The organism is Archangium sp. (assembly GCF_036388035.1).
Lineage (GTDB): Bacteria > Myxococcota > Myxococcia > Myxococcales > Myxococcaceae > Archangium.
The window spans coordinates 1-14,067 of record NZ_DASVSO010000380.1 but is presented as its reverse complement, the minus strand read 5'-3'; the positions used below and the strand labels follow the sequence as shown (position 1 = coordinate 14,067).

The window sequence follows — 14,067 nt, the reverse complement described above, 5'->3', positions numbered from 1 at the left end:
TGCGTGTGGCTCCACCCCGAGGCCAGGATGACGTCCGGCAGCCAGCCGCCCTGCGCGTCCTCGAGCATCCACCCGTCCGTCCACGCCTCGGGCTGCACCACCAGTTCCGCCCCCATGTCCTCCATCCGCTGCACGAAGGGTGGGTAGAAGGCATCCCGGCTGATGGCCGCGCCCACGCGCCCGAAGGGCATCTCGAACACCAGCGGCGCGTCCAGCCGGCCTGGGGACAGGTCCAGGTCCTTCACCTCGGGGTCCGTGAGGAACACCTTGTCCACCCGCCCCGCCAGCTTCCCGTCCGGCCCGTACCAGAGGGCCGAGTTGAAGACCTCGGGGCCCGTCGCCACGTAGGCCAGGTCTCCCTTTGGAGCGGCCGGGTCGCGCAGCAGCGGCGCGTCCTCGCGGCGCACGTACGGCACGTTCGCGGAGGTGATGACATGCACCCCATAGCGCTTCGCGATGCCGCCGAAGGTGCGGTCCATCGAGCGCCACGCCACGTCCCCGAGCGCCAGCGTCAGCCCTCGGGCCGCCGAGATGCCGGGAAAGCGCTCGCGGTACGCATCCGCCGCTGGCGCCCAGCCCGCGTACATCGCGTTGAAGGCGGTCGCCACGTCCGAGGCCCCTCGCGCCAGCAGTGCCCGAGGCCCACCGAACCAGGCGATCAGCCCCGAATCCTCCGGGAAGACGACGAGGTTGGGCCGCGTCTTGGACAGGCACGGCGCCACCGCGCGCAGGTCCTCCGCGTAAGAGGCCTCGAAGGACTCATACGAGATGGCGTCCTCCAGCCTGAAGCGGTGCCCCACCACGAAGACGCGCGCATCGCCCTCGTCGCTGAAGGAGCGCGAGCACACGGTGTCATCGGCGGGCAACTTCGGCCCGGGCGCACAGGCCGCGAGCAGCACGAGGGCAGCGAGGACGAGCGAACGCATGGGGGCACCCACTGTAGACGGTCACGTCGGCCCACGTACCCAGGTCCGCGGCACTCAGGAGCGCTTTCGCCCCGCGACACGACGAGCGGGCCGCCTCTTGGCCCGAGGCTCGGCATTCAGCTTCTTCCGCAACCTCGCGAGCCCCTTCAAGTGATACGGCCAGTGTGTCAGCAGCAGTGACAGAACCGCATCCACATCACTTCGCGACAAGTCGCCCTTCTCGAAGGCCTTCTCGATCACAGGGCCTATCTGGAGAAAATCCCTCAGCACATCCGCGATGTGAAAGGCCATCTCATCGCGAACCTTGTCGTCCGGAACGACCTTGAGCATGGCTCGCTCCAGAACATGGGTCAGAATCCGCGCCTTCTCCGCATCAATCATGAGCTGCCCCAGCGGCTCAGAGCATCCTCTCCACGCTTGAGCGCTTCTTCGACAGGTTGACGCCTGGCTTTGTTGTTGGGCATGCGCTTGAGCATTTGCCGCAAGTTCTTCAAGAAGGCACGAATCTCCTTCTTCCAGTGCTTCACGTCCCGATGTTTCGGGTCGTTCGGGTCTGGGCTTCCGGAAGGGCACACACTCTCGACTTTATGAATGTGCTCATCAAGCCGCTTGATCGTCTCTTCGGGATCCGGGCTGGAGAGGACACGGGTGGACTCGTCCAGGAGACCTGGCTCCTCCATGGCGGCGTCCAGTAGCGCATCGGCTGATTTGACGGCTCTCGCAGCATCGAGAGCACGACGCCATGCTTCCGCGGAGTCGTAGCCCGCGCAGAGCCACGGGTGGCGCGCACAGGCCTGCGCCGTACCCTGTAGGAGGACGGGCCTCGGCTCCCCTCGAGTCGTCCCGCAGCCCGTCCACACTCCAGCCGCGAGCCACAGCGCCACTGCCGTCCGCCGCATGAGATTCCCTTTCAACCAGGCAACCTCTACAAACCACAGGTGGAGGAGGTGCCGCGGCGAGCTCCTCCTCCACCACCGGGCGACTACCGGGTGATGCTCACCGCGGTGTCATCGAGGAAGAAGCTCGTCGCCGCCGAGGCGTCCTCCGTGCCGTTGAAGTAGACGCGGATGGTCTGGCCCTTGTACGCCGCCAGGTCGAACGTCTTCTGCACGTAGGCGGTGCCCTTGTTCAGGTTGCTGTAGGTGGCCACCGTCGCCAGCACCGTGTTGGCCGTGTCGCGCACCGTCACCGTCAGCTTGTCGTAGGCCGTGGTGGTCGTGGTCTCCGAGGTGGTGATCTTGTACCAGAAGGAGAGCGAGGCACTGCAGGCCGTGGAGGGGATGGTGATGTCCTGGTAGGCGTATTCGGTCCGCGTGGTGCCGTAGCCGTTCATCCAGGCCTTGTAGCTGCCGGTGCGCGGCGTGCTCCCCGAGGTGGTGCCATCGATGACGCCCGAGGTGGTCGTCCAGTTCACGGCGCCGCTCTCGAAGCCCGGGTTGAGCAGGAGCTGCTCGGTGATGGAGCAGCTGCCCGTGGCGTTGTTCACCGTGACGGACACCGCGGACGAGGTGCCCACGTTGCCCGCGGCGTCATAGGCCTTGGTGGTCAGCGAGTAGCCGCCGTTGGCCACGCTGGCGGTGTTCCAGTCGAAGCTGTACGGGGCCGTGGTGTCGCTGCCGAGCAGGCTGCTGCCCAGGAAGAACTCCACCCGGCTCACGCCCACGTTGTCCGAGGCGTTGGCGCTGATGGTGGCGGTGCCGCTCACCGAGGCGCCGCCGACCGGAGCGGTGATGGAGGTGGAGGGCGCGGTGGTGTCCCCGCCGCCGCCACCGCCGGTGATGAACATGCTGTAGAGCAGCAGGTTGACGGAGCCGGTGCCCGGGCTGGTCACCTTGCTCGGCGTGGCGTTGGTGGTGAGCGCCGCCATCGTCTGGGCCGGGGTGGCCGAGGGGTTGGCCTGCAGGTAGAGGGCCGCCACGCCCGCCACGTGCGGCGAGGCCATGGACGTGCCGCTCATGGAGGTGCTGGCAGTGTCGCTGGAGTACGCGGCCGAGGTGATGCTTGAGCCCGGCGCGAAGATGTCCAGGCAGGTGCCGTAGTTGGAGAAGGACGAGCGGGCGTCGCTGCTGGTGGTGGAGCCCACGGTGAGGGCGTTGGGCGTGCGGGCCGGCGAGTAGCTGCAGGCGTTGCCGCTGTCGTTGCCCGCGGCGACGGCCGTCACCACGCCTGCGGTGATCATCCGCTCCACCGCGTCATCCAGCGCCTGCGACGCGTCGCCGCCGAGGCTCATGTTGGCCACGGCCGGCTTGACGTGGTTGGCCGCCACCCAGTCCAGGCCGGCGATGACCTGCGCGTCGGTGCCGTTGCCCGTGCAGTCCAGCACGCGCACCGGGTGCAGCGTCACCTTCTTCGCCACGCCCCAGGTGGTGCCGCCCACGGTGCCCGCCACGTGCGTGCCGTGGCCGTGGCAGTCCGCCGCGGTGCCGCCGGTGGTGATGGCGTCGAAGCCGTTGCCCACGCGCCCGGTGTACTGCGCGTGCGTCAGCCGCATGCCCGTGTCGATGATGTACGCGTGCACCCCGGTGCCATCGACGTTGTAGTTGTAGGTGGAGTCACGCGGCAGGTTGCGCTGGTCGATGCGGTCGATGCCCCAGGTCGCGCTCGTCTGCGTGCCCGACGCCGACACCACGCCGTTCTCCTCGATGTACGCCACGCGGGGATCCGCCAGCAGCTCGCGCACGCGCGCCTCGGGCATCCGCACCGAGAAGCCCTTGAGCGCGTGCTCATATGCGTGCAGCACCTGGCCACCGCGCGGGGCCGCCATCTCCTCGGCCACCGCCGCCGCGCGCACCCCCACCAGGCTCTTCACATCGTCGCGCAGCACGACGATGTACTCGTCCGGCACCGACTTCGGCTTGCGCAGGAGCTGGGCCACCTGGCCGACCTCCTTGGACGGGAGGATGCCCTGCTGCAGCTCCTCCTCGGTCATCGGGCCGCCGCACGCGGCGGCGCCCAGCAGGGAGCAGGTGAGGAGGGCCTGGGTCAGCTTCAGCTTCATGTGAAACCTCCGGGGGTGGAGGACCGCGGGTGAGAGAAAGGGATGCGAGCGGTGAATCAAGCGCTTTCCGGCCTGACCCGTCAATACCGTTTTTCTCGTTTTAGCGGACTCTGAACCCCGGAGGCCGGACGCCCTACTGCCCCGGGGCCACGTTGGGCCCGAAGCCCAGGGCCAGGGTGGGCAGCACCTTCCACTCGGTCCACGCCGGGCGGGCCCAGGTGGCCTCGGAGGAGGCGCTCGCCCCGACACCCAGGCGCAGGAAGCCGAAGCGCCAGGCCACGCCCGCGTGGGCGCCATAGGGCATCAGCAGCCGCGTGTGGACGCTGGCCGTCCAGAAGAGGCCGCGCCCATCCTGGGTGCGCCACAGCGGCCCCTCGTAGGCGAGCGACTGCGAGGCCACCGAGGCCCCCGCGTACAGCCCGTCCACCGGCAGGGCGAGCACCACCTTCACCTGCTCGAGGAAGCGCACGCCCGTCATCGGCGCGTAGGCGCCCGCCATGGGCAGGTCGTAGTGGAGGAAGGAGCCGGCGTCCTCACTGAGGACGTCGACGCGATCCAACCGCACCGGCGCGGCGGCCAGGGCGAGGCTCGCGGTCACGAGGGAGAGGGTCAACGGCACGGCGCACGCTCCACGTAGTCGGTGATGAGGTAGTCCAGGGGCCAGCGGCAGAAGGACGCGAGCTGGGCCTCGGTGTTGGCCGTCCACACCGCCGTCTTCAGCCCGGCGCGGCGCACCGCCTCCATCGCGGCGCGGTCCGCCACCGGGTAGGCCACGGCGATGCCATCCGCTCCCGCGTCGCGCGCGAGCTGGATGAGCTCCTGCGCGCCCACGGTGCGCTTCAGCTCGTTGCGGACGGCCGTCAGCACGTTGCTCTCGTCCGCGCTGAAGGTCGGCCAGATGAGCAGGGCCTCCAGCTCCTGGTGCGCCTGGAAGGCCTTCAGCAGCTCGCCCCGGGTGGAGGTGACGAAGAAGCGGTTGGGCAGCGCCGCCGCGTTCCAGCGGCCGAGAATCTCCTCGGCGAAGACCTCGGGGGACTCCGTGTACCGAGGGTCCTCCTTGATATCGAGCTGCACGACCACGTCGGGGTAGCCCTTCAGCGCGGAGAGCAGCTCCTCGAAGGTGAAGTACCGGTCGGCCACCTTCACCGCTTCGGGCTTCTCCGCATCACCCAAGCCGCCGCAGCGGTAGTCGCGCCACAGCTCCGCCAGGGTGAAGTCCTTGATGGGCAGGCGCGAGTCCTCGGGCAGCCGGCGCGGTTCGAACTCCTCGGAGCCCTTGGTGAACGTGCACAGGTCCGCATCGATCCACGCATCATGCGAGAGGATGGGGATGCGGTCCTGGGTGAGGACGAGATCCACCTCGATGGCCGGGTAGCCCTCGTGCAGCGCGGCGGTCACCGCCGAGCGCGAGTTCTCCGGGTAGTTGCCCGAGCCAGCGCGGTGCGCCACCACGCGCGGCGTTCCGGGGGCATCCACCAGGCCGCAGCCCGTGGCCAGCAGCAGCGCGCAGGCGAGCGCGCCTCCTCTTCGATTCCACCTGGTCGTTGTCATGGGGGGCCCGTTTCGTACCACGGGCTCCCAGGGTCCAGCCATTCGACCCGCGGTGTCCGCGGGCTTCACCCAGAGACGGCGAGGGGGCGCGCGAAGGCCTCGGGGGCCTTCGCCTCCGAGTCCACCTGCTGGCGGGCGGGGATGAAGGTCATGGCGCGCTCGGCGAGCGCGGTGATGGTGAGGGACGGGTTGACGCCCGGGTTGGCGGACATGGCCGAGCCGTCGACGACGTAGAGGCCCTCGTAGCCATAGAGGCGGTGCTGGGCGTCGATGACGCCCGTCTGGGGCGAGTCCCCCATGCAGCAGCCGCCGAGGATGTGCGCGGTGGTGGGGATGCCCAGCACCGACTCGGTGGCCATGGTCATGGGCATGCCGTCCAGCTTCTCCGCCACCCGGTGGGCCAGCTCGGCGGCCTCGGGCATGTGGGCGGTGGGCGCGGGGCCCTCCTGCAGCCCGGTCTGGAGCCCCTTGCTGCCTCCGGTGAAGAGCCCGCGCCCGCGCCGCATGCGCAGGTGTCCATCCAGCGTGCGCATGTAGAGGAGGATCATCGTCCTCCGGGCGAAGTCGCGGAGGAAGAAGGTCCGCGTCACCTTGAGTGGATTGCGCAGGAAGACGCCCACCAGGTTCGCCAGCCGCGAGAGGACGGTGGTGCCGGTGACATAGGGCGCCATGAGGGAGCGGAAGAAGTCCGAGCCCGCGCCATAGCGCACCGGCTCCAGGTGCGAGTGCTCATCGGTGTGGAGGATGGAGCCGATGGCGATGCCCGTGGACAGGTCCTTCTCGCGCTTGCTGTCGCCGGCCACGATGCCGATGAGCGCCTCCGAGTTGGTGCGCACCGCATCCCCGAGCCGCTCCGACAGCCGGGGCAGCCCGTCCGGGTGGGCCTTGAGCTTGAGCAGCAGGTCCACCGTGCCCAGCACACCGCCGGAGAAGACGACGTGGCGCGCGGTGAAGCGCCGCTTGCGGCGGAAGAAGCGGGACGTCCCCTCGAGCGCCTCCACCTCGTAGCCGCCCCCGGGCAGCGGGCGCACCCAGGTCACCTCGGTGTCCGCATGGAGGGTGAGGCCGCGCTTCTCGGCGAGGTGGAGGTAGTTCTTGTCGAGCGTGTTCTTGGCCCCAACGCGGCAGCCCGTCATGCAGGCGCCGCAGGAGTTGCAGCCGGTGCGCTCGGGGCCCTCGCCGCCGAAGTACGGATCCGGCACCGTCACCCCGGGCTTGCCGAAGTAGATGGCCACCGTGGTGGGCTGGAAGTCCTCGCGGCCCATGTCCTTGCCCACCTGCTGGATGACCTCGTCCGGCAGCGTGCGCAGCGGGTTCACCGTGGCCCCGAGCATCTTGCGCGCGGTGGCGTAGTGCGGCGCCAGCTCGGACTTCCAGTCCGTCAGGTGCCCCCAGGAGCGCGCCTGGAAGAAGTCATCCTTCGGGATGGGCAGCGTGTTGGCGTAGACGAGCGAGCCTCCGCCCACGCCCACCCCGGACAGCACGGTGACGTGGCGGAAGAAGGTCATCTTGAACAGGCCGCGCCACCCGAGCTGCGGCATCCACAGCCACCGCTTCAGGTCCCAGTTCGTCTTGGGGAAGTCCTTCGCCTCCAGGCGCCGGCCCTTCTCCAACATCACCACCCGGTAGCCCTTCTCCGTCAGGCGCAGCGCGCTCACGCTGCCGCCGAAGCCAGAGCCGACGATGAGCCAGTCGCAGTCGAATTCCATCGAGTCCTCCCCCCTGAGGGGATTTTTCACAGCTTATGAGACCCACGCTGGGTGCGCTTCCCTCCCTGCTCGGGGGGCTTGCTCACGGGCGCGAGTCCAAGATTCGGCGGACCGGGGCCCTCTTTGGAGAGAGGCGGGCCACGCGCGGTGTCACTCCGAAGGCGTCAGCTTCCGCCGAGCGGCCTCCCGGCGCTTCGCGCGCACCTTCCCCGCGACGTTGAGCAGGAGGCGGTCCCGCTCCCAACGCTCGCGCGTGGGCGGATCCACCTGCTCCCAGAGTGCGCCCAGCCCGTCCACCCGCCGCCGGCACACGTCGAGCGCCCCGGCCAGTGCCAGGTGTACGGCCGGTGAGGCCGGGGCCGCCTGAGCCAGTCCCCGCATCGTCACCACCAGGGCGAGCAATTCCTCCCGCACCTCGTCCGGCCAGCCCGAGCGGCGAGCCACCTGGAGGAGCCAGCCGAGCACGGCCGCGAAGACGTGGCAGTCCTCCACCGTGCGGAACGGTTTGACGTAGCGCGTGTAGCCGTCGCCGGGGAGCACCTCGTCGGGCGCCACCTCCACGGCATGCAGGCGCAGCTCGGCGTGGGGCACCTCCGGGACGAAGGGAGGCGGGGGCAGCTCGGTGAGCGTCACGCCCGGGCGGCGCGCGTCGAGCCGCACCAGCCGGAGCCGGTTGCGCCCCTGCTCGTCCTGGCCCTCGGTGGCCACCACCAGCAGCACGTCCGCCGCGGTGCCCAGGGTGACGAAGGCCTTGGTGCCCTCCAGGCGCAGCGGGCCCTCGCCCGAGCCGGTGAGCCGGGTGTGCATGGCGGCGGGGTGTCCGCCCTCGGCCTCGGTGACGCACAGCGCGTAGCGGTGCTCACGCGACAGCTCCGGGAGCAGTGAGCGCAGGGCGGAGTGGTAGCCCGAGGCGAACGCGTAGCCGAGCCGATCCGCCGCGAAGCCCGCGGCCAACGCCACGTCCACCGGGAGGGAGAAGCGCGAGGTCAGCCGCAGGTGCCGCGCCCACCAGTCCCCGACGGAGCCCTGGGGCTCCGGGGCGGGCGACTCGGTGAGGAGGAAGCGCAGGATCTCATCCATGAGCGCGCCACTCTAGGCCATCCCAGGAGAGCCCGTGCGCGGCGTGAGACGGCCTCAGGCCAACTCGGCCACCGGCCGGTGCGACCTCGCTCCGCCGGGAAGGCGCAGCAGCTCGGCCACGATGCCGAGGACGATCAGCTCGAACAGGGCGTCCGCCGGCTCCTGCAGCGGCAGGTCCGTGCGGACGCGCTTCGCTTCGGACCTCCGAGCGGGCTCGCCCTCGACACCTTCCGAGACCGAGTGACAGAGGGCCACCACGTCCGCGATGTCCAGCGACTCGGCCACCGGACGAATGAGCTGCGAGAGCATCTCGTCGTCGATGTGCGCGGGCGGCGGCCCATCGCGCAGGGCCTCGGCCACCTCCGCCATGTCGAACACCAGCCGGCTGGAGCGGTAGAACGCGTGCTCGGCGGCGACCACCAGCAGACACCGGGCCTTCTCGGGCTGCTCCTGGCGAAGCGCCTTGCCGCGCAGGGCGAGTGCACACAGCACCGCGCGCGTCCGGTGGGTCACCTTCGCCAGGCGCAGCAGCAGCAGCTCGTCGGTTCTCTTCATCCCGGCTCCCGGCTCATGGACGCGGCTGCGAACTCCATAAGCCCACCACCCCTCGGCCTTTGGATGCAAGAGGGGGCACCAACGAAATCCCCCGCGCGTCAATCCATTGCCTTCCAGGAGTGTCGTCCAACCCACTCTGGCTGGAAAACGGTGGCCTACCTGTTGGGTGCCGCGGGGGCGTCAGTCCTTGAACTCGGCCCACACCGGCGCGTGGTCCGAGGGCTGCTTGCCCTTGCGCGCCTCGCGGTCCACGTCCGCCGCCACCAGCCGCCTGACCATCGGCGCCGTCGCGAAGATGTGGTCGATGCGCAGCCCCTTGTTCTTCGGGAACGCCAGCATCCGGTAGTCCCACCAGCTGAAGCGCTGCTCGTTGGGGTGCAGCTCGCGGAACGTGTCCGTCAGCCCGAAGGCGCACAGCTCGCGCAGCGCCGCGCGCTCCTTCGGCGTGCAGAGCGTCTGCCCTTCCCACAGCGGCGGATCCCACACGTCGAGGTCCGCGGGCGCCACGTTCCAGTCACCGCACAGCACCAGCGGCTCGCCCGGCTTGTGCCGCGAGTCCAGGTAGCGCCGCAGCCGCCCGTACCACTGCAGCTTGTACTCGTACGCGGGCGAGTTCACCTCCTGCCCGTTCGGCGCGTAGGCGCTCACCACCCGCACCCCATTCACCGTCGCGGCGATCAGCCGCGCGTGCGAGTCGTCCACTCCGTCCGACAGGCTCCGCACCACGTCCGTCGGCTCCACCTTCGCGAGGATGGCCACCCCGTTGTACGTCTTCTGCCCGTGCACCGCGGCGTGGTAGCCCGCCTCCCGCACGGCCTCCATCGGGAACTCGGCGTCCGTGCACTTCAGCTCCTGCAGGCACACCACGTCGGGTTGAGCGCTCTTCAGCCAGTCCACCAGCCGATCCAGGCGGGCACGGACCGAGTTCACATTCCAGGCGGCGATCTTCATCCCGCCCAACTTCGCACGTCACCTCCGCCCCCGTCACGATTTTTCCCCGCCCCCTCGGGGGTACACCCTCCTGGGTCCTGTAGCGCCCTGTGTCACCCGGGCCCTCGGCCCCCGGGAGTCCTCGGGTGTGGCCACCGGGCCGCACCGCACCTGCCCGGGGAGCGGGAAGGCGTCCTCGCCAACCCTCACTTCCGCCTTCCCCCAGAGGGAGGGGGCGGTTGGCACGCGCATCGCAGTGGGCTCCTCCCGACAAGGAGCCGCACCATGAGGAACACCATCCTGTCCGCCTGCCTCGCCGTCCTCTCCCTCGCCGCCTGTGATGTCGGCCAGAGCCGACGGGCCCACGGACTCCTCTCGACCGTCGAGCCGCGCACCGCGGCCCCGGTGCCCCCCTCGCGAGAGGCCGGCGGCGAGAGCCCCCTGCGCGCCGCGCCGGCGCTCCCCGAGCTGACCGATGGCCTCCCCGAGACGGCCAGCCCCCTCCCCGTGGCGCCCGAGGATCTCGCTCTCGCCGAGCCCGCCGACACGCTCTGGCTCTCCCACGAGGAGCACCTCTACCCGGTGGACCACCTCGCTCGCGCCCGCGCGCTGAGCCAGGAGGGAGACAGCTCGGGTGCGCTCACCGAGGCCCGCCGCGCCGTCCACGACGCCGCCGAGGACGTGGATGCGGCCGAGGCCGCCCTCGACACCGTCATCCGCCTGGCCCGCCTCTCCGGTCAGAAGCAGCTCGCCACGGCGGCCTACGCGGAGCTCGCGCGGCTCTTCCCCGACGGCCCCGAGCCCCTCGTCCAGCAGGCCCGCCTCCTGTTGGAGCTGGGCGACACCGAGGGCACCTTCCGCGCCGCCGAGGCCGCGCTCGAGCTCGATCCCGAGTACCCCGAAATCTACCAGGTGCTCGGCCGGGCCCACCTCTCCGCCGGCCAGCTCGACGAGGCCATCCTCCGCTTCAGACAGGCCGTGCACCTCGACCCGTACCACGGGTATGCCCTCAACAACCTCGGGCTGGCCTACCTGCGAACGGGCCAGGACGCGCTGGCCGCCGAGGTGCTCGCCCAGGCCGCCTACGTGCTGCCCCACGTGGGCTATGTCCACAACAACCTGGGGCTCGCCTACGAGCGGCTCGGCCGCCTCGAGGAGGCCCGCATGGCGTATGACACCGCCACGCGCCTGTCTCCGACGGACTCCAAGGCCCGCCTCAACCGGGAGCGCTTGAATCGCGAGGCCCACGCCTCCGTCGATGTGCTGAAGCTCCTCGAGAACAGGCAGTCCCCGGGGTGCCCCGAATGAGGGGGTCCCCCGAGCCCTCGTGAGGCCCACCGCCCGGCAGGCCACCTGGCCCATTCCGGTTTTCCCTCCTGGCGGTTTAACGTCGCCCACCTTTTGATGTCCCCGCTTCCCATGAACTCGGCCCGAGACATGCGCTCCCAGCCTGAATCCACCCCACCCGCCGGCCCCTCGACTCCTCCGGAGCGCCCGGCCCGTCCCGGCTTCGGCCCCCGGCTGTGGCGCTGGACGAAGCGGCTCCTCGTCCTGGCCGCCGTGGGCGTGGTGCTGCTCGCGCTCGTCATCGGGGGCGCCTACCTCTACTACAGCCGGGACCTGCCCTCGGCCGAGGCGCTGCGCAACTACGCCCTGCCCCAGGTCACCAAGGTGCGGTGCGCCGACGGCTCCGTGTGCGCCGAGTTCTTCATGCCCCAGGGGCGCCGCACCGTGGTGGACGTCACGCAGCTGCCGCCCCACGTGCGCGACGCCTTCCTCGCCGCCGAGGACGCCGACTTCTACAAGCACCCGGGCCTCGACGTCTTCGGCATGACGCGCGCGGCCGTGAAGAACCTCATCCCCGGCAGCCGCAAGTCCGGCGCCTCCACCATCACGCAGCAGGTGGTGAAGAACATGCTCCTCACGCCCGAGCGCAGCCTCTCGCGCAAGATTCGCGAGTGGATCCTCACCCCGCGCGTGGAGGAGGCCCTCACCAAGGACCAGATCCTCGGCCTCTACATCAACCAGTCCTACTTCGGGCAGGGCCGCAGCGGCATCGAGGAGGCGGCGCTCTACTACTTCGGCAAGCAGGCCAAGCAGTTGAGCATCGGCGAGGCCACGGTGCTGGGCGGCACGGTGCAGTCACCCAACCGCATCAACCCGGAGCGGAACATCGTCCGCGCCAAGCAGCGCCAGCGCTATGTGCTGGGACAGATGGCCCAGCACGGCTTCCTCCCCAAGGACGTGGTGGAGAAGGAGCTGGAGAAGCCCATCGTGCTCGCCCCGAGGCCACCGCCCGAGGTGGGCCCCTACTACGCCGAGGAGATCCGCCGCACGCTCGTCGCCCGCTATGGGGATGAGGCCGTGCTCACCGGGGGCCTGCGCGTGGACATCGCCATGGACCCGAAGCTCCAGGTCGCCGCCGACGAGGCGGTGCGCAAGGGGCTGGAGGCGGTGGACCGGCGCCAGGGTTACCGCGGCGCCCTCGGCACGCTGGAGCCCGCGCGCTTCGAGCGTCTCAAGCCCCTCATCGCCAGGCAGATCGAGGAGGCGGGCCGGCGCCAGAAGGAGGGCGCCTACGTGGCCGACCTCGCCTCGCTCTCCCAGTCCGGCGAGCCGACGCCCAAGCCGGCCGAGGCCGAGGAGCCCGTGGTGACGCCCGCCGAGGAGGAGGAGGAGGCCACGCTCTCCGCCGACGAGAAGCTCGCGCGCGACGTGAAGCTCGAGCCCCTCAAGGAGGGCCTGCGGGTGACGGGCCTCGTCACCCAGGTGGATGACGCGGGCAAGCGCGCCCGCGTGGATCTGGTGGGCCGCATCGCGGAGATTCCCTTCTCCACCGTCCCCTGGGCACGCCTCAAGGGCAAGGGCGCCCCCGCGAAGATGTCGGACGTGATGAAGCCGGGAGATCTCGTGCTCGTGCGCGTGCTGCGCGTCACGCCCACGCCCGCGCTCCTGGAGGCCACGCTGGACCAGGTGCCGCTCGTGCAGGGCGGCCTCGTCGTCATCAACCCGAGCAACCGCAACGTGGTGGCCCTGGTGGGCGGCTATGACTTCCAGCGCTCGTCCTTCAACCGCGCCACCCAGGCCAGGCGCCAGCCGGGCTCGTCCTTCAAGCCCTTCCTCTACGGCGCCGCGCTCGGCAGCGGACGCTACACCCCCATCAGCACGGTGAACGACGCCCCCGAGGCCATCCGCGACCCGTACACCGGCAAGACGTGGAAGCCGCAGAACTATGACCGCGCCTTCGACGGCCCCATGACGCTGCGCGAGGCGCTCACCAAGTCCAAGAACACCGTGTCCGTGCGCCTCATCGAGGCGATCACCCCCGCCACCGCCATCGACTTCGCCCGCCGGGCCGGCATCCGCTCGGCGCTGCCGGAGAACCTCACCCTCGCGCTGGGCACCGGCGAGGTGAGCGTTCTGGAGGCCGCCAACGCCTACGCCACCCTGCAGGCCAACGGCCGCTACGCCGAGCCGCTCATGCTGCTGAAGGTGACGGACGCGCGGGGCAAGGTGCTGGAGGAGCACCAGCCGGCCTTCGAGGAGACGCTGCCTCCGGCGGTGGCCTACCTCACCACCTCGCTGATGCGCAGCGTGGTGGAGGAGGGCACGGCCAAGGCGGTGACGGAGCTCAACCGCCCCGCCGCCGGCAAGACGGGCACCGCCAGCGAGAACCGCGACGCCTGGTTCTCCGGCTTCACCGCGGACTGGGTCGCCAGCGCCTGGGTGGGCTTCGATGACCACTCGCCCCTGGGCAGCTCCGAGACGGGTGGCCGCGCCCCCCTCCCCATCTGGCTGGACTTCATGCGCGTCGCCCACCAGAACCTGCCCTCGCGCGAGTTCGAGGTGCCCGCGGGCGTGGTGCAGGTGCGCATCGATCCCGCCACCGGCCTGCTCGCCGGCAACTCCGTGCCCGGCCGCCTCGAGTCCTTCCTCGAGGGCACCCAGCCCACCGCCGAGGCGCCCCCGCCCGGCCACGTCAGCCCGAGCGACTTCTTCCTCCAGGAGGGCAGTCGGGGGGGACTGTGAGCCGAGCCCTCGCCGCCGCGCTGCTGCTGGCCGCGCTGCCCGCTCCGGCCGCTCAACCCCCCGCGTCTCAGCCCGCCCCCGCCGCTCCGGCGCCCGTGCCGACGTCCGCCCTCGAGCGGCTCGCGCAGGCCGTGGCCTCGAACGTGCGGGCGGTGAAGCCCGAGGCTCCCGTGGCCCTGTCCTTCTCCGGGGGGACGCCCGAGTTGCGGCGCGCCTTCGGCACGCTGCTCGCCTCGCGGCTCGCCTCCGCCGGGCTCGCTCCCGTGGTGCTGGAGGCCCCCTCGCCCGT

Annotated in this window: 12 protein-coding genes and 1 pseudogene; 3 read left to right on the top strand and 10 right to left on the bottom strand. The window is 70.6% G+C overall.

Features of this window, described 5'->3' with window-relative positions; all coding sequences use genetic code 11:
- The 10 genes from VF697_RS15520 to xth form a co-directional block, all read right to left on the bottom strand.
- Nucleotides 1-926, bottom strand: a 926-nt coding sequence (locus tag VF697_RS15520) for a carbon-nitrogen hydrolase family protein (protein WP_331095706.1), incomplete at its 3' end; no start/stop codon positions are given.
- 54 nt (nt 927-980) lie between these two features.
- Entirely contained in the window at nt 981-1,307 is a 327-nt protein-coding gene (locus VF697_RS15515) for a hypothetical protein (protein WP_331095704.1), read from the bottom strand.
- On the bottom strand, nt 1,304-1,606 hold the full coding sequence (locus VF697_RS15510; protein ID WP_331095702.1) for a hypothetical protein: 303 nt from the start codon (nt 1,604-1,606) through the stop codon (nt 1,304-1,306). The genes VF697_RS15515 and VF697_RS15510 overlap by 4 nt, the downstream gene beginning before the upstream one ends.
- Before the next feature lie 302 nt (nt 1,607-1,908).
- Complete coding sequence (locus tag VF697_RS15505; RefSeq protein WP_331095699.1) at nt 1,909-3,924, bottom strand: S8 family serine peptidase; 2,016 nt, start codon at nt 3,922-3,924, stop codon at nt 1,909-1,911.
- Between the two features lie 133 nt (nt 3,925-4,057).
- Nucleotides 4,058-4,543: a hypothetical protein gene (locus VF697_RS15500; RefSeq protein WP_331095698.1), complete on the bottom strand. Its 486-nt coding sequence runs from the start codon at nt 4,541-4,543 to the stop codon at nt 4,058-4,060.
- Nucleotides 4,534-5,475: a glycerophosphodiester phosphodiesterase gene (locus VF697_RS15495; RefSeq protein WP_331095696.1), complete on the bottom strand. Its 942-nt coding sequence runs from the start codon at nt 5,473-5,475 to the stop codon at nt 4,534-4,536. The genes VF697_RS15500 and VF697_RS15495 overlap by 10 nt, the downstream gene beginning before the upstream one ends.
- A gap of 65 nt (nt 5,476-5,540) precedes the next feature.
- Nucleotides 5,541-7,184, bottom strand: a complete 1,644-nt coding sequence (locus VF697_RS15490) for a GMC family oxidoreductase (RefSeq protein ID WP_331095694.1) — start codon at nt 7,182-7,184, stop codon at nt 5,541-5,543.
- A 150-nt stretch (nt 7,185-7,334) separates the two neighbouring features.
- Nucleotides 7,335-8,264, bottom strand: a complete 930-nt coding sequence (locus tag VF697_RS15485) for an acyl-CoA dehydrogenase family protein (RefSeq protein WP_331095692.1) — start codon at nt 8,262-8,264, stop codon at nt 7,335-7,337.
- A 54-nt stretch (nt 8,265-8,318) separates the two neighbouring features.
- The gene (locus VF697_RS15480; RefSeq protein ID WP_331095690.1) at nt 8,319-8,819 is read right to left on the bottom strand and encodes a hypothetical protein; all 501 of its coding nucleotides are present in this window, start codon (nt 8,817-8,819) and stop codon (nt 8,319-8,321) included.
- A gap of 180 nt (nt 8,820-8,999) precedes the next feature.
- Entirely contained in the window at nt 9,000-9,770 is a 771-nt protein-coding gene (gene xth / locus VF697_RS15475) for an exodeoxyribonuclease III (RefSeq protein WP_331095688.1), read from the bottom strand.
- A gap of 264 nt (nt 9,771-10,034) precedes the next feature.
- On the opposite strand from xth, the gene VF697_RS15470 reads away from it, so the two are divergent.
- The 3 genes and pseudogenes from VF697_RS15470 to VF697_RS15460 form a co-directional block, all read left to right on the top strand.
- Entirely contained in the window at nt 10,035-11,057 is a 1,023-nt protein-coding gene (locus tag VF697_RS15470; RefSeq protein ID WP_331095686.1) for a tetratricopeptide repeat protein, read from the top strand.
- A 111-nt stretch (nt 11,058-11,168) separates the two neighbouring features.
- Nucleotides 11,169-13,778, top strand: coding sequence for a PBP1A family penicillin-binding protein (locus VF697_RS15465; protein WP_331095684.1), 2,610 nt, complete (start codon nt 11,169-11,171; stop codon nt 13,776-13,778).
- Nucleotides 13,775-14,067: pseudogene (locus VF697_RS15460) on the top strand (hypothetical protein); the annotation flags it as partial. The gene VF697_RS15465 and the pseudogene VF697_RS15460, both read left to right, overlap by 4 nt.

Bases quoted from the DNA above. Each gene is read 5' to 3' on its own strand.
- VF697_RS15470 (WP_331095686.1), top strand. From the start codon at position 10,035: ATGAGGAACACCATCCTGTCCGCCTGCCTCGCCGTCCTCTCCCTCGCC.
- VF697_RS15480 (WP_331095690.1), bottom strand. From the start codon at position 8,819: ATGAAGAGAACCGACGAGCTGCTGCTGCTGCGCCTGGCGAAGGTGACC.
- VF697_RS15495 (WP_331095696.1), bottom strand. From the start codon at position 5,475: ATGACAACGACCAGGTGGAATCGAAGAGGAGGCGCGCTCGCCTGCGCG.
- VF697_RS15505 (WP_331095699.1), bottom strand. From the start codon at position 3,924: ATGAAGCTGAAGCTGACCCAGGCCCTCCTCACCTGCTCCCTGCTGGGC.
- VF697_RS15490 (WP_331095694.1), bottom strand. From the start codon at position 7,184: ATGGAATTCGACTGCGACTGGCTCATCGTCGGCTCTGGCTTCGGCGGC.
- VF697_RS15515 (WP_331095704.1), bottom strand. From the start codon at position 1,307: ATGATTGATGCGGAGAAGGCGCGGATTCTGACCCATGTTCTGGAGCGA.
- VF697_RS15465 (WP_331095684.1), top strand. From the start codon at position 11,169: ATGAACTCGGCCCGAGACATGCGCTCCCAGCCTGAATCCACCCCACCC.
- VF697_RS15510 (WP_331095702.1), bottom strand. From the start codon at position 1,606: ATGGAGGAGCCAGGTCTCCTGGACGAGTCCACCCGTGTCCTCTCCAGC.
- VF697_RS15485 (WP_331095692.1), bottom strand. From the start codon at position 8,264: ATGGATGAGATCCTGCGCTTCCTCCTCACCGAGTCGCCCGCCCCGGAG.
- xth (WP_331095688.1), bottom strand. From the start codon at position 9,770: ATGAAGATCGCCGCCTGGAATGTGAACTCGGTCCGTGCCCGCCTGGAT.